The 22,734-nt window shown below is 68.0% G+C and carries 21 protein-coding genes; 12 read left to right on the top strand and 9 right to left on the bottom strand.

Annotated elements, in window-relative coordinates; translation table 11 throughout:
* Nucleotides 1-20 precede the first annotated feature (20 nt).
* The 4 genes from QLQ86_RS11595 to doeA form a co-directional block, all read right to left on the bottom strand.
* A complete protein-coding gene (locus QLQ86_RS11595) occupies nucleotides 21-890 on the bottom strand; it encodes a carbon-nitrogen hydrolase family protein (RefSeq protein WP_282734957.1) in 870 nt (289 codons plus the stop codon).
* Between the two features lie 187 nt (nucleotides 891-1,077).
* On the bottom strand, nucleotides 1,078-1,551 hold the full coding sequence (locus tag QLQ86_RS11590) for an Lrp/AsnC family transcriptional regulator (protein ID WP_282734976.1): 474 nt from the start codon (nucleotides 1,549-1,551) through the stop codon (nucleotides 1,078-1,080).
* A 16-nt stretch (nucleotides 1,552-1,567) separates the two neighbouring features.
* Entirely contained in the window at nucleotides 1,568-2,587 is a 1,020-nt protein-coding gene (doeB, locus tag QLQ86_RS11585) for a N(2)-acetyl-L-2,4-diaminobutanoate deacetylase DoeB (RefSeq protein WP_282817051.1), read from the bottom strand.
* A gap of 148 nt (nucleotides 2,588-2,735) precedes the next feature.
* Nucleotides 2,736-3,935: an ectoine hydrolase DoeA gene (gene doeA, locus QLQ86_RS11580; protein ID WP_282734959.1), complete on the bottom strand. Its 1,200-nt coding sequence runs from the start codon at nucleotides 3,933-3,935 to the stop codon at nucleotides 2,736-2,738.
* Nucleotides 3,936-4,207: 272 nt separating this feature from the next.
* On the opposite strand from doeA, the gene QLQ86_RS11575 reads away from it, so the two are divergent.
* The 3 genes from QLQ86_RS11575 to QLQ86_RS11565 all read left to right on the top strand — a co-directional run bounded on the left by QLQ86_RS11575 (nucleotide 4,208) and on the right by QLQ86_RS11565 (nucleotide 7,132).
* On the top strand, nucleotides 4,208-5,143 hold the full coding sequence (locus tag QLQ86_RS11575; protein WP_282817050.1) for a 2-hydroxyacid dehydrogenase: 936 nt from the start codon (nucleotides 4,208-4,210) through the stop codon (nucleotides 5,141-5,143).
* Nucleotides 5,144-5,222: 79 nt separating this feature from the next.
* Entirely contained in the window at nucleotides 5,223-5,789 is a 567-nt protein-coding gene (locus tag QLQ86_RS11570; protein WP_282817049.1) for a nicotinamidase, read from the top strand.
* Nucleotides 5,786-7,132, top strand: coding sequence for a nicotinate phosphoribosyltransferase (locus QLQ86_RS11565; RefSeq protein WP_282817048.1), 1,347 nt, complete (start codon nucleotides 5,786-5,788; stop codon nucleotides 7,130-7,132). Before QLQ86_RS11570 ends, QLQ86_RS11565 begins: the two co-directional genes overlap by 4 nt.
* 103 nt (nucleotides 7,133-7,235) lie before the next feature.
* Here the strand turns inward: QLQ86_RS11565 and yghU are convergent, their stop codons facing one another.
* From yghU to QLQ86_RS11540, 5 genes are all read right to left on the bottom strand, one after another.
* Nucleotides 7,236-8,099, bottom strand: coding sequence for a glutathione-dependent disulfide-bond oxidoreductase (gene yghU / locus QLQ86_RS11560; RefSeq protein ID WP_282817047.1), 864 nt, complete (start codon nucleotides 8,097-8,099; stop codon nucleotides 7,236-7,238).
* A gap of 141 nt (nucleotides 8,100-8,240) precedes the next feature.
* Nucleotides 8,241-8,978: an SDR family oxidoreductase gene (locus tag QLQ86_RS11555; protein ID WP_282817046.1), complete on the bottom strand. Its 738-nt coding sequence runs from the start codon at nucleotides 8,976-8,978 to the stop codon at nucleotides 8,241-8,243.
* 70 nt (nucleotides 8,979-9,048) lie between these two features.
* On the bottom strand, nucleotides 9,049-10,164 hold the full coding sequence (locus QLQ86_RS11550; protein ID WP_282817045.1) for an alkene reductase: 1,116 nt from the start codon (nucleotides 10,162-10,164) through the stop codon (nucleotides 9,049-9,051).
* Between the two features lie 99 nt (nucleotides 10,165-10,263).
* On the bottom strand, nucleotides 10,264-10,866 hold the full coding sequence (locus QLQ86_RS11545; protein ID WP_282817044.1) for a TetR/AcrR family transcriptional regulator: 603 nt from the start codon (nucleotides 10,864-10,866) through the stop codon (nucleotides 10,264-10,266).
* 52 nt (nucleotides 10,867-10,918) lie between these two features.
* Nucleotides 10,919-11,479: a DJ-1/PfpI family protein gene (locus QLQ86_RS11540; protein ID WP_282734980.1), complete on the bottom strand. Its 561-nt coding sequence runs from the start codon at nucleotides 11,477-11,479 to the stop codon at nucleotides 10,919-10,921.
* A gap of 169 nt (nucleotides 11,480-11,648) precedes the next feature.
* Between QLQ86_RS11540 and QLQ86_RS11535 the strand changes: the two genes are divergently transcribed.
* From QLQ86_RS11535 to malG, 9 genes are all read left to right on the top strand, one after another.
* Nucleotides 11,649-12,326, top strand: coding sequence for a hypothetical protein (locus QLQ86_RS11535; protein ID WP_282734981.1), 678 nt, complete (start codon nucleotides 11,649-11,651; stop codon nucleotides 12,324-12,326).
* 57 nt (nucleotides 12,327-12,383) lie between these two features.
* The gene (locus QLQ86_RS11530; RefSeq protein WP_282817043.1) at nucleotides 12,384-13,310 is read left to right on the top strand and encodes a lysine exporter LysO family protein; all 927 of its coding nucleotides are present in this window, start codon (nucleotides 12,384-12,386) and stop codon (nucleotides 13,308-13,310) included.
* Between the two features lie 145 nt (nucleotides 13,311-13,455).
* Entirely contained in the window at nucleotides 13,456-14,895 is a 1,440-nt protein-coding gene (locus tag QLQ86_RS11525; protein ID WP_282817042.1) for an ATP-binding protein, read from the top strand.
* Nucleotides 14,892-15,599, top strand: coding sequence for a response regulator (locus tag QLQ86_RS11520; protein ID WP_282734984.1), 708 nt, complete (start codon nucleotides 14,892-14,894; stop codon nucleotides 15,597-15,599). The genes QLQ86_RS11525 and QLQ86_RS11520 overlap by 4 nt, the downstream gene beginning before the upstream one ends.
* 112 nt (nucleotides 15,600-15,711) lie before the next feature.
* Entirely contained in the window at nucleotides 15,712-16,374 is a 663-nt protein-coding gene (locus tag QLQ86_RS11515) for a type 2 periplasmic-binding domain-containing protein (protein WP_282817041.1), read from the top strand.
* A gap of 168 nt (nucleotides 16,375-16,542) precedes the next feature.
* Nucleotides 16,543-18,591 (top strand): choline BCCT transporter BetT, encoded by a 2,049-nt coding sequence (gene betT, locus QLQ86_RS11510; RefSeq protein ID WP_282817040.1) that lies wholly within the window; start codon nucleotides 16,543-16,545, stop codon nucleotides 18,589-18,591.
* A gap of 262 nt (nucleotides 18,592-18,853) precedes the next feature.
* Nucleotides 18,854-20,050: a maltose/maltodextrin ABC transporter substrate-binding protein MalE gene (gene malE / locus QLQ86_RS11505; RefSeq protein ID WP_282734987.1), complete on the top strand. Its 1,197-nt coding sequence runs from the start codon at nucleotides 18,854-18,856 to the stop codon at nucleotides 20,048-20,050.
* Between the two features lie 66 nt (nucleotides 20,051-20,116).
* Nucleotides 20,117-21,706, top strand: a complete 1,590-nt coding sequence (gene malF, locus QLQ86_RS11500; RefSeq protein ID WP_282817039.1) for a maltose ABC transporter permease MalF — start codon at nucleotides 20,117-20,119, stop codon at nucleotides 21,704-21,706.
* Between the two features lie 14 nt (nucleotides 21,707-21,720).
* Nucleotides 21,721-22,611 carry a maltose ABC transporter permease MalG gene (gene malG, locus QLQ86_RS11495; protein WP_282734989.1) on the top strand — a complete coding sequence of 297 codons (891 nt, stop codon included), beginning with the start codon at nucleotides 21,721-21,723 and terminating at the stop codon, nucleotides 22,609-22,611.
* The last annotated feature ends 123 nt before the right edge of the window (nucleotides 22,612-22,734 follow it).

Raw genomic sequence — 22,734 nt, 5'->3', positions numbered from 1 at the left:
CACCACCCGAAGGCAAGGGATCAGTACTCCTCGATGTCGGCGCGCAGCGGCTTCTGCAACGGGCCGAGCGTGTCGAGGAAGGGGGTCGAGCCGCTTTCGCTACGATAAAGCGAGAAGTCGACGGACCGCTCGCGAAAGCTCTTGAGCGGCTGGCCGAGGCCGCGCAGGCCGGTCTCGCGCTCGCGGCGCACGCGGTTCAGGTCGACCTCGATGGGCATGACCTCCTCGCCGGTGCCGGCCTGATGGATGACATCACCGGAGGGGCCGACCACGATGGAGCGGCCGTTGCCGATGGCGCCGGCGCCGTTGATATCGAAGAAGTAGCACTGGTTCACCGCGGCATTGGTGCGGGCAATGGACAGCTCGATATCGCGGTCGATGGTGTCGGTCATGGTCGGGTGAAGGATCACTTCGGCGCCCATGGCGGCCAGGGTACGGGTGGTCTCGGGGAACCACATGTCGTAGCAGATCGAGACACCGAAGCGGGCGACGTTGGGCACATCGAAGGTGACGAACTCGCTGCCGCTCTCCACGCCTGCCTCGTAGGGCCGGAAGGGGAACATCTTGCGGTAGCGCGCCACCACCTGGCCGTGGGGGTTGATCACCGAGAGGGTGTTGAAGACACCGTCGTCGGTCTGCTCGAACATCGAGCCGGGGATCAGCCAGATACGATGCTGCTCGGCGATCTGGCAGAACAGGGCTTCGGCGCTGCTGGGCATCGTCTGGGCATGGTGCGGCGAGGCCCCCATGGGCATCAGTTCGCTGAACAGGACCATCTGCACCTGGGGGAAACGGCTCATCAGCACGTCGATCCGGTGGCGCATGGCCTCGGTGTTGTCTCCATGGTGCAGGGCGTGCATCTGCACCCCGGCAATCGTGAAATAGGACATCTTGGTCTCTCTGCGTCAGGCGATCTCGGAAACTTCCAGGGCGCTGTCGAACACGGACCGGCACCATCGGGAGCATGCCGGCGGGATCGCCCGGCAGGGTGAACCTCGGCTCACCCACCTGTCACCAACTTATGCCACAAGGGCCGCGGTGACATCAACGCTGAACTTTCGCTCGACCGGAAAGACGTCAGGCCAGTTCGTCGGGCGAGAAGCCCGGGGCGGGACGTTTCACCGTCTTGGTGACGATATAGGTGAAGTAGCGTTCGATGCCGGCCTCCCCGGTCAGCCAGGCATCCATCAGCCGCTGGTAGGCATCGATGGAGTCGGTCTCGAACTTGATCAGGTAATCGACGCCTCCGCCCACGGCCACGCACTCGGTGACCTCGGGCGTGGCGTGGACCAGCGCCTCGAAGCGAGAGAAGCTATCGGCGTTATGGGCCTTGAGCTCGACCTGCACCCATACCGGTGTGCGCTTGATCAGCGCCGCGGCATTGATGCGGGCACTGTAGCCCTCGATGATGCCGGCCTTCTCGAGTCGGCGAACTCGCTCCCAGCAGGGGCTGACCGAGAGGTTGATCGCCTCGGCCAGCTTCGACTTGGTAATACGTCCGTCCCGGGAGAGGATCTCGAGGATCTTCAGGTCATAGCGGTCCAGTTTCATCGTGATGCCGGCCGCCTCATCCCAGGGAGTCGACGACATCGGCGATCACCGCGATGGTGTCGCCCATGTTGACCAGCGCCGGATGGCGCCGTGCCGCCAGCACCCCGCTGCGCCCGGCGTGGTACGCCACCGGGGGAGTGCCGCTGCGGGTCATGTCGTAGACCCGGGCCACCACCTCGCCCTTCTCGACCCGCTCGCCCAGCGCGAAGGCCAGCTCCAGCACGCCGGAGTGCTCGCTCTGCACGTAGCAGCTGGCATCGGGCATGTCGAGATAGACCTGGGGCGCGTCGGGCATCTCCACCTCGCCGGCCATCAGGCCGTAGTGGATCAGGAAGTTGCGCACGCCACGCTCGGTGATCGCCATGCTCTCCGGCGTGGAGGTGCCGCCGCCGCCGAGCTCGGTGGCCACGAAGACCTTGCCCTGGCTCTCCACCGCGGTGTCGAACAGCGCCGCGGCATCGAGCTCGAACATCATCATGGCGTAGGGGGCGCCGAAGGCCTTGGCGCCTTCCAGGGCCTGGCGCTGCTGCTCGGCATCCTCCAGCACGTGCGAGGCGCCGAAGGGGATGATGTCCAGGGTGCGCCCACCGGAGTGCAGGTCGAGCACCACGTCGCACATCGGCACCATCACCCGGGTGAAGTAGTCGGCGATCTTCTCGGTCACGCTGCCGTCCGGATCGCCGGGGAAGCTGCGGTTGAGGTTGCCGCCATCGAGGCCCGAGGTGCGCTTGCCGGCCATCACCGCCGGCTGGTTCATGCAGGGCACGATGATCACCCGGCCGCTGACCTCCTCGGCCTTGAGTGAACTCGACAGCTTGAGCAGCGAGGTGATGCCCTCGTACTCGTCGCCGTGGTTGCCGCCGGTCAGCAGCGCCGTGGGGCCCTCGCCGTTCTTGATCACGGTGACGGGGATCATCACCGCCCCCCAGGCGGAGTCGTCCACGGAGATCGGCAGCTTGAGGAAGCCGTGCTGGACGCCGTCGGCGTCGGCGTCGAAGTCGACGGTGGCGCTGATCGGGCTGGGACGCTTGGTCATGGTATGAAACTCCTTGTTCTCGTGTGGCATGGGCATCATGGCTTCCACGCCACTCGGGGCTGATCTGGCGGCAGATTCTTAATTCCCTCTACGATCTGCCCCCAGCGCCCCTCGTTACTTGTTGAAGCAGGCCAACCTTGCTGAAAGTTCAGCGCACGAAGAGCTGGCGCGGGAAGTCGGCCAGGGTCTCGCAGCCGGTCTCGGTGATCAGGATGCTCTCGGTGATCTCCAGCCCCCAGTCGTCCTCCCACAGGCCGGGCATGAAGTGGAAGGTCATGCCGGGCTGCAGGATGGTGTCGTCCGAGGGGCGCAGGCTCATGGTGCGCTCGCCCCAGTCCGGGGGATAGCTGATGCCGATGGGGTAGCCGCAGCGCGCGCCGCCGCGGTCGAAGCCGTACTTGTCCATGGCCGCGCCCAGCGCCATGGCGATGTCCGCGGTGCGGTTGCCGGGCTTGGCCACCGCCAGGCCATTCTCGATGCCCTCGAGCAGCGCCGATTCGGCGCGCACGAACTCCTGGGGCGGCCTGCCCAGGAAGACCGTCCGCGACATCGGCGCATGGTAGCGCTTGAAGACTCCGGCGATCTCGAAGAAGGTGCCCTCCCCCTCGCGGAACGGCGTGTCGTCCCAGGTCAGGTGGGGGGCGGCGGCATCACTGCCGGTGGGCAGCATGGGCACGATGGCGGGATAGTCGCCACCGTAGATCTTGCCCTGCGCGTCCCGCCAGCCCTCAATGCCGACGCGGTAGATCTCCGAGACCAGCTTGCTCTTGGGCAGGCCCGGTTCGATCACCTCGAGGATCCGCGTGTGCATGCCCTCGACGATCTTCGCCGCCACGCGCATGTACTCGATCTCCTGGGGGGACTTGACCGCGCGACACCAGTTGACCAGGGCGTTGGCATCCATGAAGCGCGCATGGGGCAACTCGCGCAGCAGGCACTGGTAGGCCTTGGCCGAGAAGTAGTAGTTGTCCATCTCCATGCCCACCACGCCCTCGTGCCAGCCGCGGTCGGGCAGGATGGTCTGGGCGAGGTAGTCCATGGGATGCATGTCCGGATTCTGCACGTAGTAATCCGGGTAGTAGGTGATGTTGTCCGGATCGATCCAGCAGGTCCGCAGGGCGCCGTTGGCGTCCATGCGTCGGCCGTACCACACCGGTTCACCCTCCAGGCCCACGAGCACGCATTGGTGTACGTAGAAGGACCAGCCGTCGTAGCCGGTCAACCAGGCCATGTTGGAGGGGTCGCTGACGATCAGCACGTCGATACCACGGCTGGCCATCTCGGCACGCACCTTCCACAGGCGGGTCGCATATTCCTCACGAGTGAAGGGCAGGGAAACCTGGATCATGAAGCCACTCGCCATCGCATCATCAAGAAAATCGGCCCTCTCTGCTGCGAGAAGGCCGGGCCGGGGGGCCGCATCACCATCGCAGCACCGGGGCCGCCGCATGGGCGCCGCGGGCATTCCGGCGGTCGCTCGGTTCCCCTGGATGGAGGTTACTGCCAACCCATGGTGGGCGGTCAAGCATTTCCTGGCGACCCGCCACGGAGGCCGCATGACGCTTGTCCGGACAGGGTCGCACTCCCATGATGGACCTGAGTGCAGAGAGAGGAGACAACATGAAGGTTCTCGTACATATCGACGACGCCGAGCAGTGGCGGGAGGCCCTGGCCAGGCGCCTGCCGCAGGCCGAGGTGTTCACCAGCAGCGCCCCGGCCGAGAAGCGTCGCGAGGCGGACTATCTGGCAGCGTGGAAACCCTCCGCCGAGCTGCTCGGCGAGCCCGAGCGGCTCAAGGGCATCGTCAACCTCGGTGCCGGGGTCGACGCCCTGCTGGGCAATCCGGGGCTTCCCGAGGGCGTGCCCATCGTCAAGCTGCGCGACGCCGGCATGGCCGAGCTGATCGGTGACTACGTGCGCTACGGCATCCTGCACTTCCAGCGTGACTTCGACCGCTACCGCCGCCAGCAGGCGCGCCGCGACTGGCGCGAGCATGCGGTGGTCGACAAGGCCGACTGGCCGGTGGGCGTGCTGGGCCTCGGTGCCATCGGGGCGAAGGTCGCCGCCATGGTGGCCGCCGACGGCTTCCCGGTGCATGGCTGGAGCCGCTCGCCCAGGTCGCTCGACGGCATCACCTGTCACCATGGCGACGCGGGACTCGATGAACTGCTCGGCCAGGTCAGAAGCCTGGTGCTGCTGCTGCCGGACACCCCCGCGACGCGCCATGTCATCGACGCGGCCGCCCTGGCGAGGCTCCCCGAGGGCGCCAGCCTGATCAATCCGGGGCGCGGGTCGCTGATCGACGAGGCCGCCCTGCTCGATGCCCTGGGCGAGGGGGAGACGGAGGGCCGGCTGCGCGGGGCACTGCTCGACGCCTTCCCCGAGGAACCGTTGCCCGACGAAAGCCCGCTCTGGTCGCATCCGCGGGTCTGGGTCACCCCCCACATGGCCGGCCCGACCCCATTGGGCGAGGCGCTGGACCAGGTGGCCGAGGCCCTGCTCGCCTTCGAGGCGGGGGAAGCCCTCGACACCGTCGACCCCGAGGCCGGTTATTGAACCGTCCCCCTACAACACGCATCAAGAAGGCCTTACGCTGGTCAGAGAAGACACCCAACGACCTCGAAGGAGGTGCGTGATGACCATGAAGGTGAACTACGGCTCCCACGACGCGCTGCTCGTCGTGGACATGCAGAACGATTTCTGCGAGGGCGGTGCACTGGCCGTCGAGGGCGGCGCGGCTCTGGTGCCCGGCATCAACGCCGAGATCGAGGCGGCCCAAGCGGCCGGCGCCCTGGTGGTCGCCTCCCGGGACTGGCACCCCGTCGACCACATGAGCTTCTCGCATCGCGGTGGCCCCTGGCCGGTGCACTGCGTGCAGGACACCGAGGGCGCCGCCTTCCACCCCGACCTGGCCCTTCCCGATGACGCCATCCGCGTCAGCAAGGCCACCGCCTTCGATGCCGACGCCTATTCCGCCTTCGACGGCACCGGACTCGGCGGCTACCTCAAGGAGAAGGGGATCGCGCGGGTGATCGTCTGCGGCCTGGCGCTGGATGTCTGTGTCCATGCCACGGTACTGGCAGCCAGTCGGGAAGGCTTTACCACCCTATTGCTGGAGGAGCTATCCGCCGCGGTCGACCCCGATGCCATCGAGGCGTGCCACCGTGACTTCGAGGAAGCCGGGATCGAGGTGCGCGCATGAGCGAGCCGATTCCCCTGCAGGTCGAGGAGGGCGAGCTGGCCCTGCTCACCGACCTCTACCAGCTGACCATGACCCAGGCCTACTGGAAAGAATCGATGCAGGAGCGCGCCACCTTCAGCCTCTTCTTCCGCAAGATGCCCCCGGCCCGCCGCTTCATGCTGGCCTGCGGGCAGCAGCATGCCGCGGCGCTGCTCAGCCGGCTGCGCTTCGGCGACACGGCTCTCGAGCGCCTCGCCGGCACCGGCCTGTTCGACCCGGGCTTCCTCGACTGGCTGAGCGACTGGCGCTTCGAGGGCGACATCTGGACCCTGCCCGAGGGCACGCCGGTGTTTGCCAACGAGCCGCTGCTGGAAGTGGACGCGCCCATCGCCCAGGCCCAGCTGCTCGAGAGCCTGGTGATGAACCTGGTGCAGCTGGAAACGGTGCTCGCCTCCAAGGCGGTGCGCATCGTGATGGCCGCCCGGGGCCGCCCGGTGGTGGATTTCGGGATGCGCCGCATGCACGGCGTGGATGCGGCGGTGCGGGGGGTCCGGGCCTACCGCAGCGCGGGGCTGGCCGGGACCAGCAACGTGCTCGGCGGCCTGCGCCACGACCTGGCGATCAATGGCACCATGGCCCACAGCTATATCCTGGCCCACGACAACGAGCAGGAAGCCTTCCGTGCCTTCGCCCGCCACTATCCCGGCACCACCCTGCTGGTGGACACCCATGACACCCTGGAAGGGGTGCGCAAGGTGATCGAGATCATGCGCGAGGAGCCCGAGGTCGGCGTCAAGGCCATCCGGCTCGATTCCGGGGACCTGGGCGAACTGGCGAAGGGCGCACGCGCGCTGCTCGACGAGGCCGGACACGAGGAGATCACCATCGTCGCCAGCAGCGGCCTCGACGAGTACCAGATCGCGGCGCTGCTCGAGGACGGCGCCCCCATCGATGCCTTCGGCGTCGGCACCCAGATGGGCGTCTCGGCGGATGCCCCGGTGATCGACCTCTCCTACAAGCTGGTGGAGTACGCCGGCACCCCGCGGGTCAAGCACTCGCCGGGCAAGATCAACCTGCCCTGCCGCAAGCAGCTCTATCGCCGTCGGGACGATCGAGGCCGCTACGTCGGCGACGTCATCGCCCTGCGTGACGAGACCATCGACGCCGGAGAGCCGCTGCTGCGCCCGCTGGTCCGGGCGGGTCGGCTGGACGATGGCGAGATGGCCAGAGCCGATGAGGCACGCGAGCGGGTCGCGGATGCCCTCGAGCGCTTCCCCGAGGACGTCAGGCGGCTCGCGGAGGGCGAGAGCGACTACCCGGTCACGCTCAGCCCCGAACTCGAGCGCCTGCAGTCGAAGGCATGACGCTCCACCTTGCAGGGGCGGGCAACACGGGAATGCGAGAGGGGCACATCGCAGGCGATGTGCCCCTCTTGCGTCGTGTCGCCAGGTCTTGCCGGTGGCGCCGTCACATCTTGTCCTGGGTCCGGGTCTCGAAGTCGCTGGCCGAGTGGCGCTCGTGCAACTGCTCGGAGCGCTCCCCCCAGGTACGGTTGACCATGCGTCCGCGCTTGACCGCCGGCCGCTCGGCGATGCGCCTCGCCCAGCGCTGCACGTTGGGGTACTCGTCGACGGCCAGGAACTCCCCCGCATCATAGAGCAGCCCCTGGACCAGCAGGCCATACCAGGGATAGATGGCCATGTCGGCGATGGTGTAGTCGTTGCCCGCGATATAGGCCCGCTCGGCCAGCTGGCGGTCGAGCACGTCGAGCTGCCGCTTGGTCTCCATGGTGTAGCGGTCGATGGGGTACTCGAGCGGTTCCGGCGCATAGGCGTAGAAGTGGCCGAACCCGCCACCGACGAAGGGGGCCGCCCCCATCTGCCAGAACAGCCAGTTGAGGGTCTCGGTCCGTCCGGCGTGATCCTCGGGCAGGAAGGCGCCGAACGTCTCGGCCAGGTAGAGCAGGATCGCGCCGGATTCGAACACCCGGATTGGTGGCTCGGTGGTGTGGTCCATCAGCGCCGGGATCTTGGAATTGGGGTTGACCGCAACGAAACCGCTGGAGAACTGCTCGCCCTCGCCGATGCGGATCGGCCAGGCCTCGTACTCGGCACCCTCGTGCCCCAGCGCCAGCAGCTCCTCGAGCATGATGGTCGCCTTCACGCCGTTGGGCGTGGCCAGGGAGTAGAGCTGCAGCGGATGCTGGCCGACGGGCAGTTCCCGGTCGTGGGTCGGTCCGGCCACGGGGCGGTTGATGCTGGCGAACTGGCCGCCGCTCTCGCGTTCCCATCGCCAGACGCGTGGCGGCTGATAGGCGGTATCGTCACTCATGGGCATGCTCCTGTGCCGAAAGGCAATCGGGTGTCCTGACAGGCCCCGGGAGGCACCCGCAGGGCCTCGCCGGGCTTTCCAGCGGCGGGCCGGGCATCGGATCCCGGCCCGCCGGCTGGCCTTGCCGCGAAGGGCGGCGCCTTAGAGCGGCTGCTTGGTCGGGCGGATGATCAGCTCATTGATGTCGACGTCCGCCGGCTGCTCGATGGCGTAGGCGATCGCCCGGGCGATGGCATCGGCATCGATGGCCATCTCGTAGAGCTCGTTCACGCCCTTGGCGGTATCGGGGTCGCTGATGGTGGTGGTCAGCTCGGTGGCCACCGCCCCCGGGGAGATGTTGGTGGAGCGGATCTCTTCGCCGCCCTCCTGGCGAATGCCCTCGGAGAGCGCCTTGACCGCGTACTTGGTGGCGCAGTAGACGGCCGCGGAGGGGAAGACCACGTGGCCGGCCACGGAGGAGAGGTTGATGATATGGCCGGCATGCTGCTCGCGCATGGTCGGCAGCACCGCGGCGATGCCGTACAGAACGCCCTTGATGTTGACGTCGACCATCTGCTCCCACTCGTCGACCTTGAGCTGGTCCAGCGGCGACAGCGGCATCAGGCCGGCATTGTTGACCAGCACGTCGATGCGGCCGTAGGCCTCCCTGGCGGCGGTGGCCAAGGCCTCGACCTGGTCGCGGTCGGTCACATCGGTGACGCGATAGATGGCCTCGCCTCCCTGCTCGACGATGGCATCGCGCAGCGCCACGAGACGCTCCTCGCGGCGGGCGCCAAGCACCAGCTTGGCGCCGGCCTTGGCCAGGCGGTGGGCGGTGGCTTCGCCGAGGCCGCTGCTGGCCCCGGTAATGATGACGACCTTGCCGTTGATCTCGGACATGGGTTCTTCTCCTTGGGAATGCTTCGTGGTGTCGGTCCCCGACCGGCTCGGCCGGGAATTCTCGAAGGTGTCAGGCCGGCTGTTCGGCCAGGCTCGGGTAGTCGGTATAGCCGCGCTCGTCACCGCCGTAGAAGGTGCTGTCGTCCCAGTCATTGAGCGGCGCATCGAGACGGAAACGTTCCGGGAGGTCCGGGTTGGCGATGAAGGGCCGCCCGAAGGAGACCAGGTCCACCTTGCCGGCGGCGATGCGCTGGCGGGCCTCGTCGGCGCTGTAGGCGCCGTTGCCGATGTAGGCGCGCGAGAAGCCCTCGTGGATGGCCTCGATCACCGGCTCGGGACGCCCCTTCTCGTGGTTGCCCTGGAAGGAGTCCTCCACCACCTCGATGAAGGCGACCCCGATGTCGTCCAGGGCCCGGGCGAAGGCGCCGAAGGTGGCGACCGGTTCGTCGTCGACCATGGCATTGAAGCTGCCGGTGGGGCTGACGCGCACGCCGACGCGATCGGGGCCCCAGACATCCACCACGGCCTGGACCACCTCCAGCGGCAGGCGCAGGCGGTTCTCCAGTGAGCCACCGTAGGCATCCGTGCGCCGGTTGCTGCCGCTCTTGAGGAACTGATCGAGCAGGTAGCCATTGGCGGCATGGACCTCCACGCCGTCGAAGCCGGCGCGCCTGGCGTTCTCGGCCCCCCGGCGATACTGCTCGACGATCCCGGGCAGTTCATCGGTCTCGAGTGCGCGCGGCGTGGGTACTTCGACCATCCCGGAATCGGCACTGATGAAGGTCATGGCGCCCTCGGGCTTGATCGCCGAGGGCGCCACGGGTGAGGCACCGTCCGGCTGCAGCACGGGGTGGGAGATCCGCCCTACGTGCCAGAGTTGCAGGATGATGCGCCCGCCGGCCTGGTGCACGACATCGGTCACCCGCTTCCAGCCCTCGACCTGCGCCTCTGAGTGGATCCCCGGGGTGAAGGCGTAGCCCTTGCCCTGGGGGGAGACCTGGGTGGCCTCGGCGATGATCATCCCCGCCCCGGCCCGCTGACGGTAGTATTCGACGTTCATGTCGTTGGGCACGTCGCCGGGTTGCGAGGCCCGCGAGCGGGTCAGCGGCGACATGATCACCCGGTTGGGCAGTTCCAGATCCCCAAGAGTGAAGGACTCGAAGAGGCAGTCGTGTTGTGGGGTCATGCGTGACCTCCTGGGTCGATGTCTGTCTGGATCGCCCCTCTAGACCAGTCTACTAGAAACGAGACGCGAGCGATGTAGGGGTGGCGCTCCGTTCAGGGATCAGCTCGCCACCGGCAGCTCGCGGGCCAGCACCTGGCGAAAGAGGATCGCCTCGAAGCACTCCATGGGGGCCAGGGACTTGACCGTCTTGGCACGCAGGATGGCGCCCTCCCAGCCGGCCATGATGAAGCCCGCCAACGCCTCACTGTCGAGGTCTTCCGGCACCTCTCCGGCACTGCGAGCTTCCTCGAGGCAGGCCACCAGCCGGCGCTCCCAGGCGCGGAACACCTGGTCGAGGCGGGCCCGGAAGACCTCGCTGCGCGCCGAGAGCTCCTGGCCCAGGTTGCCGATCAGGCAGCCGCGGGCATGATCGCAGGAGAGCATGTCCGCCTTGCCGGCGGCGAAGTAGCGGCGCAGGCGCTCCAGCGGGGAGGCATCGCTGGCATCGAAGATCGCCGCCAGCCGGGCGTCGTACTGCTCGGCGAAGGCGTCGATCACGGCCAGGCCGAAATCCTCCTTGCTCGAGAAGTAGTGGTAGAAGGACCCCTTGGGGACCCCGGCCCGGTTGAGCACCGCATTGATGCCGGTGGCGTTGAATCCCTGCTCGGCGATCAGGTCGGCGCCGATCTCGATCAGCTTGTCGCGGGTGGCGTGCGTCTTCATGCCGGCAAGATTAGACCAGTCGTCTAGTCACGTCAAACCGCACATGGCGTGCTCAGTCGAGCATGGCAGCGAAGCGCTTGAGCCAGGCCGGGTGGGCCGGCCAGGCGGGGGCGGTGACCAGCTTGCCGCTGGCCACGGCCTGGTCGACCTCGATCTCGGCATAATCGCCGCCGGCCAGGCGCACTTCCGGAGCACAGGCCGGGTAGGCCGAGACCCGATGTCCCTCGAGGGAGACCGCCGCCGCCAGCAGCTGGGCGCCATGGCAGATGGCGGCCACCGGCTTGTCATGGTCGAAGAAGTGGCGGACCATCTCCAGCACCCGCTCGTCGAGGCGCAGGTACTCCGGCGCACGCCCGCCGGGGACGACCAGCCCATCGTAGTCGGCGACCTCCACCTCGGCGAAGGTGGCATTCAGGGTGAAGTCGTGGCCGGGCTTCTCGGAGTAGGTCTGGTCGCCCTCGAAGTCGTGGATGGCAGTGCGCACCTTGTCGCCCTCGCGCTTTTCGGGACACACCGCATCGACCGAGTGGCCCATGGCCTGCAGCGCCTGGAAGGGCACCATGATCTCGTAGTCCTCGACATAGTCACCGGCGATCAGCAAGAGTCTGGCCATGGGAGTCTCCTCGGTGGTGTGGGGGGCGACGGTAGCGTCGCCCTGCAAGGGCAGCCTAGCAGCCCCTCGGAGGACCCGCCGGGGAAAAGCGCAAGGAGCGTGCAGGCGGGAACCCCCGGGCGTGCGGGGACTCTCACCCCTGCCCCATCGACGGCCATGGAGTCCTCGCATGCCCGCACCGCTGCGCCGTTGCGCCGCCCTCATACTGCTGCTGGCCGCCGGCAGCGCCCTCGCCGCCGAGCCGCGTCCCTTCGATGCCCGCTACCGCCTCGAGGTCGCCGGCTGGCCGAGCACCACCGTCGCGCACCGCCTGAGCCATGACGGAACGCACTGGCAAAGCGACATGCGCGCCGCCCTCTCGGTGGCCCGGGGCCACGAGCGAAGCCGGTTCATCGCCGGCGAGGCCATCCGCTCGCTGCACTATGACAGCGGCTACAGCCTGCTGGGCATCGGCAAGGACTATGAACTGGACCGGGAGGCCCTGGCCGGGCTGCCCGACCGACAGACCGCCCTGTTCGACCTCTCGCGGCGTGCCGTGGCCGACGACTGCGACACGCCCTGCCGGCTGCGCTATCTCGACCACCGCGGCCGCGAGGAGCGAGTCGACTATCGACACCTGGACCGCCGAATGCTCGAGCTGCCCGCCGGGCGCTTCGAGGCGGTCAGGGTGGAGGTCACCGAGCCGGACGCCCCCGGACGCCGCATGGTCTTCAGCTTCCACCCCGACGTGCCGGGCCTGCTGCTGGCCATGGAGTACCACCGCGACGGCGAGCGGCGCAGCCGGCTGGCCCTCACCGACCTGACCCTCGCCCACGCCGAGCTCGCTTCCTCCCCGAAGGGAAATTGACTAGAGTGATCGGCTTTCGGTCGCCGCCGGCGGCCCCTGGACGAGAAGGGAGTCTCGATGCTGAGCGGTCTGGTGATCGTGCTGTTACCGCTGGTGCTGGGGTATCTGGTGCCGGTGCGGGATGCCCGGCTGATGGCCCTGATCAACCGCGGCGTGAACGCCTCGATCTACGTGATCCTGCTGCTGATGGGGGTGAGCCTGGCCGGGCTCGACGACCTGGCCGGCCAACTCTCGCGCCTGGGCAGCCAGGCCCTGGTGTTGTTCGCGGTGATCTCGAGCTGCAACCTGGCGGCCCTCTGGTGGCTGTCCCGCCGACTGGGCCTCACCACCGACCCCTCGACAGTGGTGGCGGGGGCGCCCACCAGCAAGTGGGCCGCCATGGCCGGCTCGCTGGCGCTGGTCGCGGTGGTGGTGGCCGGCGTGGTGTCTGGTCTGCTGCTGGAGTGGCTCACCGGCAGCGGCCTGTTCGCCACGGCCGAGACCGTCGCCGAAGGGGTGCTCTATGCCCTGCTGGCGCTGATCGGCTGCCAGCTGCGCAACTCCGGCATGCCGCTTCGCCAGATCGTGCTCAACCGCTTCGGCCTGGCCATCGCCCTGACCCTGGCCGCCAGCTCGCTGGTCGGCGGCCTGCTCGCGGCGCCGCTGCTGGAGCTGAGATGGAACGAGGGGCTGGCGCTGGCCGCCGGCTTCGGCTGGTACTCGCTCTCGGGCATCCTGGTCGGCGACCAGCTGGGTCCCCTGATGGGCGGGGTGGCCTTCTTCAACGACCTGGCCCGGGAGCTGCTCGCCTTCGTGCTGATCCCGCTGGTGATCCGACGCCATGCCGCCCTGGCGATCGGCTATGGCGGCGCCACCTCCATGGACTTCACCCTGCCGGTGATCCAGCAGCATGGCGGGGTCGCCTGCGTGCCGGTGGCCGTGGTCAGCGGCTTTCTCCTCTCGCTGCTGTCGCCGCCGCTGATCCTCTTCCTGCTCTCGCTGTGACCGCCGCCGCCCTTGCCGGCAGGGACGGCATGGGCGAGGCTGACCTCAACCTGCACATTGCCTGCACAGAACCTGACCGATGGCTGCACGCCGAGCGGCGAGAATGCACCACGCCCTCGCCGACCCTCGCTCCCGGAGCCTGTCCATGCGCTCGCCACGCCTTTCCCGCCCGGCCGTCTCGCGGCTCGGCATCAAGCTGTTCGCGATCATTCTGGTGGTCAACGTGGCCATCTCCGGGCTGGTGTTCCTGGCGGTCTCGCGCAGCCTCGACCAGGGCTTCATCGAGTACCTGGACCAGACCCAGACCCGCCGCGCCGAGACCCTGGCCGAGGGGCTCGCCGAGGAGTGGGCCGGCCGGGGTGACTGGCAGTGGCTGCGCCAGTCGCCCGGCGCCTGGCACCGTCTGGTGCGCCGCCAGCTGTGGCCCGGCGACACCCCGCCGCCGGAGGGCATCGAGCGGCGCCTGGGAGACCCGAAGGACTTCGTGCTCCACGACGCGGCCGGCCTGCCGGTGATTGGCCTGCCCCCGGACAGCGACCAGGAGGCGGCCGAGCTGCGCTGGCTGCCCATCGAGAGCGCTGGGGAACGGGTCGGGATGCTCGGCTATCGGCCGCCCCAGCAGCTGATGGCCCGCATGGACCGCATCTTCCTCGCCCGCCAGCAGCGCAGCCTGGGCATTATCGTCGCCTCCCTGGGCCTGGCCTCGCTGCTGCTGGCCGGCGGCCTCTCCTGGTGGCTGGGGCGGCGCACCCGCGGCATGGCCCGGGCCACGCGTCGCCTCACCGAGGGCGACTACAGCACCCGCCTGGCAGAGCGCGGCCGCGACGAGCTGTCGAGCCTCGCCCACGACTTCAACGTGCTGGCCGCGACCCTGGAGGCCAGTCGCGAGGCGCGCAACCGCTGGGTCTCCGATATCGCCCACGAACTGCGCACGCCGCTGGCGGTGCTGCGTGGCGAGATCGAGGCCATGCAGGACGGCATCCGTTCCCTGGACCAGGACAACCTGCACTCGCTGGCCCAGGAGGTCGGCCAGCTGGAGCGCCTGGTGGCCGACCTGCGCCTGCTCTCCCAGAGCGATGCCGGCGCCCTGGAGGTCCAGCTGGCTCCCCTGGACCTGGCGGAGAGCCTCGCCTCGCGCCTCGACGAGGCCAGCGGGTGGCTCGGCGACAGCGGCATCCAGCTGGAGCACGAGATCGAGGGGCCGGCGTGGATCCGCGGCGACACCCAGCGGCTGCGCCAGCTGTGGAACAACCTGATCGACAACACCTGCGCCTATACCACGGCCCCGGGACGACTGCGCGTGCGCCTGGCAGGCCACCAGGGGCAGGTGCGGGTGACCTGGGAGGACAGCGCCCCCGGCGTGCCCGAGGCCGAGCTGCCGCGGCTCACCGAGCGGCTCTACCGGGTCGAGGGGTCGCGCAGCCGCGCCAGTGGCGGCAGCGGCCTGGGGCTGTCGATCGCCAGCGCACTGGCCCGCGCCCATGGCGCGCGCATGGAGGCCTCCCCCTCATCGCTGGGCGGGTTATGCTGGACCCTGACCTTTCCCGCCATCGAGGACCACCAGCTCAGGGAGGACGCCGCATGAGCACCCCGGACACGGATCAGGACCAGATCCTGATCGTCGAGGACGAACCCAAGATCGCCCGTCTGGTCGCCGACTACCTGCAGGGCAGCGGCTTCACCAGCCACCACCTGGCCCACGGCGATGCCGTGCTGCCCTGGCTGGAGGCCCGCAGCACGCGCCCCGAGCTGGTGCTGCTCGACCTGATGCTGCCGGGCACCGACGGCCTGACCCTGTGCCGGGAGATCCGCCAGCGCTGGCCGGCGGTGGCGATCATCATGCTCACCGCCCGGGTCGAGGAGGTCGACCGCCTGCTGGGCCTGGAACTGGGCGCCGACGACTACATCTGCAAGCCCTTCAGCCCCCGCGAGGTGGTGGCCCGGACCAGGGCCGTGCTGCGCCGCAGCCGGGCCGCCACCTCGCCCGCCACCGGGGGCAGCGACCTGGTCCTCGACGAGGAGGGCTGGCGGGCCCTGGCCGATGGCCACGACCTGGGTCTCACCGCGGTGGAGTTCCAGCTGCTGAAGGTGATGATGCATTCGCCCGGGCGCATCTTTACCCGCGAGCAGCTGATGGACCACATGTACCGCGACCACCGCATCGTCTCCGAGCGCACCGTCGACAGCCATATCAAGAAGCTGCGCCGGAAGATCGCCGAGACCTGGCCCGAGCGCGAGGTGATCCGCTCGGTCTACGGCGTCGGCTACAAGTATCAGCCGGAGGAGTGAGTCCCCGGCAGATGCACGACCTTTGCACCCTCGCTGCATGCCGCTTGCACCCCCGGCGACGAGACTGGCAGCGTCAACCCGAGGCCCGTCGAGGCCCCCAAGGAGAACCGCCATGACACGCTCACTCACTCGCACCCTGCTGGCTCCCGCCCTGCTCGCCATCGCCATCGCCCCCCTGGCGCTTTCCGCCAGCGCCGCCCCCGGTGGCGAGGGCAAGCAACAGGGCTGGAGCGAGGAACATCGCCAGCAGCACGAGCAACGCCGCCAGGCCCTCTTCGAGCGGGCCGGCATCGACGACGAGACCCGCCAGGCCCTGGAAGAGGCTCGCAGCGAGCACCGTGAGGCGGTCCGCGAACTGCGCGAGGAGCACCGCCAGCGCATGGACGAGATCCTCGGCGAAGAGCAGCGCGAGGCGCTGGAGGCCGCCCGCCAGGAAATGCGCGAGGAGCAGCGCGCCGAGCGCCGTGAGGCCATGCAGCAGCGCCTGACCGAACTGGTCGACAGCTGGGAACTCTCCGACGAGGAGCGCGAGGCGTTGCGCGAGGCCCGCGAGGCGATCTACGCCGACATGCAGGCGCTGCGCGAGCGCGACTTCGACTCCCGCCAGGAGCGTCGCGAGGCCATGCATGAACTGCGCGAGGAGCACCAGGAGACGCTCGCCGAGATCCTCAGCGACGAGCAGATCGCGGAGATGCGGTCGGTCCTCTCCCGCCATGGCCGCCAGGGCAAGGGCGGCGATGGGGGCAAGGACAAGGGCGACGGCGCCGCCGACTGACGCCTCGCTCCCCTTATCCTCCCCGTTTCGCCCGGCCTCGTGCCGGGCGTTTTCGTTCGAGTCTCTAAGTTCGTGCCGTGAGGTTCATGCCTTGAAGTTCCGTGGCGGGGGCTGTATTTTATTTGAACGTTCATTCAATAAAATATTCCCCCGACACAGGAGCCCCGCATGTCGCATGCCCCCTCCCTCCCCGAACGACGAGACCGGCTCAACCGCGTCGTCTTCCACGGCAGCGTGGTCGGCATCCTGATCTTCCTGGTGCTGACCATGCTGTTCACCGAGCAGGCCGGCGCCTTCTTCGATGCCGGACTGGCGTGGGTCAACGAGACCTTCGGCTGGTACTACATGCTCGCCGCGGTGGTCTATCTGGTCTTCGTCGTCGTCATCGGCGCCTCCCGGGTGGGCAACATCCGCCTGGGCCCCGACCACGCCAGACCCGAGTTCTCGCTGGTCTCCTGGGCCTCGATGCTGTTCGCGGCCGGCATCGGCATCGACCTGCTGTTCTTCTGCGTGGCCGAGCCGCTCGCCCACTACCTGGCACCGCCGGATCTCGACCCCGAGAGCGCGGCGGCCATGCGTGCCGCCGTGCCCCAGACCTTCCTGCACTGGGGACTGACCGGCTGGGGCATGTACGTATTGATGGGCATGGCCCTCGCCTACTTCAGCTACCGCCATCGCCTGCCGCTGGCGATCCGCAGCGCCCTCTACCCGCTGCTCGGCCAGCGCATCCACGGCCCCATCGGCCACGCCGTGGACATCACCGCGGTCATCTCCACGGTATTCGGCATCGCCACCAGCCTCGGTATCGGGGTGATGCAGCTCAACTACGGGCTGACCTACATGTTCGACGTCCCGGAGAGCCTCTCCGTGCAGGTAGTGCTGATCGCCCTGGTGGTGGTGCTGGCGACCATCTCGGTGGTCAGCGGCGTGGAGAAGGGCATCCGCCGCCTCTCCGAATTCAACATGCTGCTGGCCGCTGCCCTGCTGCTGTTCGTGCTCTTCCAGGGCGACACCCTGCGCCTGCTCGATGCCCTGGTCCTCAATGCCGGGGACTACCTGGGCGGCTTCGTCGGCGCGAGCTTCGACACCTATGCCTTCGCCGGCGAGGAGGCCCAGCAGTGGAAGGGCTGGTGGACCATCTTCTTCTGGGGCTGGTGGATTGCCTGGACACCCTTCGTTGGCCTGTTCCTCGCCCGCATCTCCCGCGGGCGCACCATCCGCGAGTTCGTCACCGGGGCGCTGCTGATCCCGCTCGGGTTCATGATGGCCTGGATGTCGATCTTCGGTAACAGTGGCATCGACCTGGTGGCCAACCAGGGGCTGGTCGAACTCGGCGAACAGGCGCTGAACACCCCCCAGACCACCATCTACACCCTGCTCGAACAGTACCCCTACATCGGCCTCACCGCCTCGGTGGTGACCGTGCTCGGCATCGTCTTCTTCATCACCTCGGCGGACTCCGGCGCCCTGGTGCTGGCGAACTTCACCTCGATCCTGTCCGACGTGAACCACGATGCCCCGATCCGCCTGCGCATCTTCTGGTCGGTGGTCATCGGCCTGATCACCATCGCCCTCCTGATGGCCGGCGGACTGGGCGCCCTGCAGAGCGCCGTAGTGATCACCGCCCTGCCCTTCTCGCTGGTGATCTTCGCCATCATGGCCGGCATGACCCGTGCCCTGAGGCTCGAGAGCAGCAAGGCCGACGCCCGCCGCCAGGTCAGCGGCACCGCCCCGGGAGGCGACTGGCGCGAACGTCTCGACCGCGCCCTGGACACCTCGACCCGGGCCGGTGCGGCGGCTACCGTCGAGCACGCCATCCGCCCGGCCCTGGCCCAGTTCGCCAGCGAGCTCGAGGGCCGCGGACAGCGGGCCTCGGTGAGCGAGGAGCATCTCGAGGACGAGCCCCTGCCGCGCCTGACCCTGCAGGTGGACTTCGACCAGGCCCAGAGCTTCGTCTACCAGGTGTGTGCCAACCGCCTGCGCACGCCGAGCTTCCTGCCGGTGGACGACGACTACTACGTGCGCCTCGATGTCCACCTGGCCGAGGGCGGTACGGGACAGGACCTCAACGGCTACACCCGTGGCCAGGTGATCGGCGACGTGCTCTCGGAGTACGAGCGCCACCTGCACTTCCTGGCGCTCTCGGATGCCGGCGGCGGCGGGCAGGCCATGCCCGGCGCCACGGGCGAACCGCCCGCCAGCGCCTCGCCGGCCTGACGACGACCGGCAGCAACCGACAACGGCGACGCCACTGGCGTCGCCGTTGTCGTTTCCGGCCGACGAAAACGCCTGCGCCTATCTCACGACCGCCTGCCGTCGCCCCTCCTCCCCCTACGCCCCAGCCATACGCCACCCCTGTGCCCCCCAGGGAGGAGGACGCCACCAGCCGGATTGACGAGGCTAGGCGTTATCGCTCCCCGTGCCGCTCGTCCGGGGCGGGGGCCACCCGAGACGTCACAACAATACGAGGTCGCGACCCATGACACGACGCCACGCCTTCCTTACCCCGCTGCTGGCCGCCACCCTGAGCGCCGGGGCCGCCTTGCCTGCCATGGCCTTCGAGGACGACACCCTGACCATCTGGATCGGCGACAACAAGGGCCCCCAGGGCATCCGCGAGGTGGCCGAGCGGTTCACGGCCGACACCGGCATCGCCATCGACATCGTCCACCCCGACGACATGACCAACCGCTTCCAGCAGGCCGCCGGCAGCGGCCAGGGGCCGGACATCGTGATCTTCGCCCACGACCGCATGGGGGAATGGGCCCAGAGCGGGCTGCTCAAGTCCATTGCGCCCTCAGACACCTACCGCGATCACTACTTCGACTTTTCCTGGGACGCCGTCGAGTGGAACGGCGAGACCTACGGCTATCCCATCTCGGTGGAGTCGCTGGGCCTGATCTACAACAAGGCCCTGGTAGAGACACCCCCCGAAAGCTTCGCCGAGCTCGCCAGGCTCGATGCCGAGCTGGTCAAGGAAGGCAAGAAGGCGATCCTTTTCAATTACGGTGAGCCCTACTTCAGCTGGCCCCTATTGGCCGCCAATGGTGGCTATTCGTTCCAGCATACCGACAGCGGCTATGACACCAGCGACATCGGCGTTAACAATGCCGGCGCGGTGGCGGGAGCCGAGCGTCTGCGCGAACTGATCGACAGTGGCGTACTGCCCGAGGGCACCGACTACAGCGTGACGGATACCCGTTTCAACCAGGGCGAGGTGGCGGCCATGATCAGCGGCCCCTGGGCATGGAGCAACCTTGAGAAGAGCGGTATCGACTTCGGCGTGGCCCTCTTGCCAAGGGTCGGTGACGAGCGGGCCAAGCCGATGTTCGGGGTCATGGCGGCGATGATCAACTCGGCTTCGCCCAACGACTTCCTGGCCACCGAGTTCCTCGAGAGCTATCTGCTCGAAGAGGAGGGCCTGCGCACCTTCAACAGCGACGGCTCGCTGGGCGCCATGGCCCACAAGGCCTATCAGCAGGAGCTGGAGTCCGACCCGCGGATCGCCGCCACCTTGGAGAACGCCGAGCTCGGCTCGCCGATGCCCAATATTCCCGAGATGGGTGCCTTCTGGTCGGCCATGGAACCGGCGCTGCAGAACATCGGCAGCGGCCGCCAGTCGCCGCAGGCGGCCCTCGACGCTGCCGCCGAGCGCATCCGCACCGCCATCGAGTAACGCTAGCCTTCCAGTCCCGGCCGGCCATGAACCACCGCCAGGCCGGGGCAGACCGCAGGTGACCCCATGTTTGTGACCAACGCCTCGCGCGGCTTGCCGCGCCATCGATCCCGCTACCCCGCCGAGCGCTATACCCGTTGGGCGCTGCGCGCCCTGACGGTACTGCTGGTGCTCGCCACCCTGTGGCTGGTGGTGGCCTTCCACCTGCGCGGCCAGTGGATGTTCTCGCTGCTGTTCCTGGTGCTGGGCGCCTCACTGGCTATCGTCTTCGGCAAGCGCCAGCTGATGAGCCACCGCTATATCTTCCCGGCGCTGGCCGGGATGGGTGTGTTCGTGATCTTCCCGCTGGTCTATACCATCGGCATCAGCTTCAGCAACTACAGTTCGAGCAACCTGCTCAGCGAAGAGCGGGTGCGTGCCCAGTTCCTCGACCAGACCTATCAGGCCGAGGGCCAGGCCTTCGATTTCGCGCTCTATCGCGACGGCGATCGAGTACGGTTGTACCTCGAGGGGGAGTCCGGTGAGCTGGATGCGGAACTGGAGGGACAGCGCCAGTTGCTGTCCGCGCCTCTCTCGCTCCAGGCCGATGAGCCAACGCGCCGGCTGACAGTCGAGCCAGTGGAGGCGCCGCCCTCGGGGGAGCCCCTGCCGATGCGCGCGCTGATCGCCAATCGCGCGCTCATGCAGGCGCTGACCCTGGAGACCCCCGACGGGACCGAGCTCAGCATGGCAGGGCTGCGCAGCTTCGCACCGATGCTGCCACGCTTTGACGCGAATCCCGACGGCAGCCTGACCGACCTGCGCGACGACACCACCCTGACCCCCGACCAGGAGACCGGCTTCTTCGTCACAGAGGACGGTGAGCGGCTCACGCCGGGCTGGCCGGTGGCGGTGGGACTGGAAAACTACACCAAGATCTTCACCGACCCGGACATCCGCGGTCCCTTCCTGCAGATCTTCTTCTGGACCTTCGCCTTCGCCGGCATGACGGTGGCCTTCACCCTGGCGGTGGGCTTCGTGCTCGCCTCACTGCTGCAGTGGGACCAGCTCAGGGGCAAGGCGATCTATCGCACCCTGCTGATCCTGCCCTATGCGGTGCCGGCCTTCATCTCGATCCTGATCTTCAAGGGCATGTTCAACCAGAACCACGGTGAGATAAACCTGATCCTCCAGAACCTGTTCGGCATCAGTCCCGACTGGTTCACCGACCCGGCGCTGGCGCGCACCATGCTGCTGATCGTCAACACCTGGCTCGGCTACCCCTACATGCTGCTGCTGTGCATGGGCCTGATCCAGTCGATTCCCCGCGATCTCTACGAGGCCTCGGCGGTGGACGGCGGCGGGCCGCTGACCAACATGCTACACATCACCCTGCCGCTGATCCTCAAGCCGCTGACGCCGCTGCTGATTGCCGCCTTTGCCTTCAACTTCAACAACTTCGTGCTGATTGCCCTGCTCACCGGCGGAAAGCCGGACATCCTCGGCGCCAGCACGCCGGCGGGTACCACCGACCTGCTGGTCAGCTACACCTACCGCATCGCCTTCCAGGATGCCGGCCAGCAATTCGGTCTGGCGGCCGCCATCGCCACGCTGATCTTCCTGCTGGTGGTCGGGCTGTCGTGGCTCAATCTGCGCCTGTCCAAGGTCAAGGTCTAAGGAGGAGTCGTCTCATGGCCATGGTTCAACCCCGTTCGATCCGTGCCCGCAAGCTGGGCGCCCATCTCGCCCTGCTGGGCTTCGTCAGCCTGGTGGTGTTCCCGCTGCTGCTGGTGATCTCGATCTCCTTCCGCGAGGGTAACTTCGCCACCGGCAGCCTGATCCCCGAGCGCTTCTCGCTGGAGCACTGGGCGCTGGCCTTCGGCATCCCCTGGGAGCGTGCCGACGGCACCGTCGTCCAGCCGCCGTTCCCGGTGATGCTGTGGCTGTGGAACTCGATCAAGGTGGCGGTGGCGTCGTCGCTGATGATCCTCGCGCTCTCCACCACCAGCGCCTATGCCTTCGCGCGCATGCGCTTCTCGGGCAAGGCACCCATCCTCAAAGGGATGCTGATCTTCCAGATGTTCCCCGCGGTACTCTCACTGGTGGCGCTCTACGCGCTGTTCGATCGCCTCGGCCAGCTGGTGCCCTGGCTGGGCCTCAACACCCACGGCGCGCTGATCCTGGCCTCGCTGGGCGCGGTGGCGCTGCACATCTGGACCATCAAGGGCTACTTCGAGTCCATCGACGGCTCCCTGGAGGAGGCGGCAATGGTCGACGGCGCCAGCACCTGGCAGGCCTTCCGCCATATCCTGCTGCCGCTCTCGGTGCCCATCCTGATGGTGGTGTTCATCCTCGCCTTCATCATGTCGATCATGGAGTACCCCATGGCCTCGGTGCTGCTGCTCGATGAGGACAAGCTGACGCTGGCCGTGGGCGCCCAGCAGTACCTGGCCGAGCACAACCAGCGCTGGGGCGACTTCGCCGCCGCGGCGGTGCTCTCGGGGCTGCCCATTACCCTGGCCTTCCTGCTGTGCCAGCGCTGGATCGCCGGTGGGCTTACCGCCGGCGGCGTGAAGGGCTGAGCCCCCACCCGGACTTCCTCGTCCGACAAGGACGCTTGCTTCCCCGGCCATTCGGTCGGGGTTTTTTATGGTTCATCGCATTTTGGCGTGAAGGAGGCGAAGTCCCCCTGTGGGAGATTCCGT

Origin of the sequence: Halomonas rhizosphaerae (genome assembly GCF_030012485.1) — a bacterium.
Classification (GTDB): Bacteria; Pseudomonadota; Gammaproteobacteria; order Pseudomonadales; family Halomonadaceae; genus Halomonas; species Halomonas rhizosphaerae.
The sequence above is the reverse complement of the archived record's forward strand: the minus strand, read 5'-3'. Positions and strand labels throughout refer to the sequence as shown.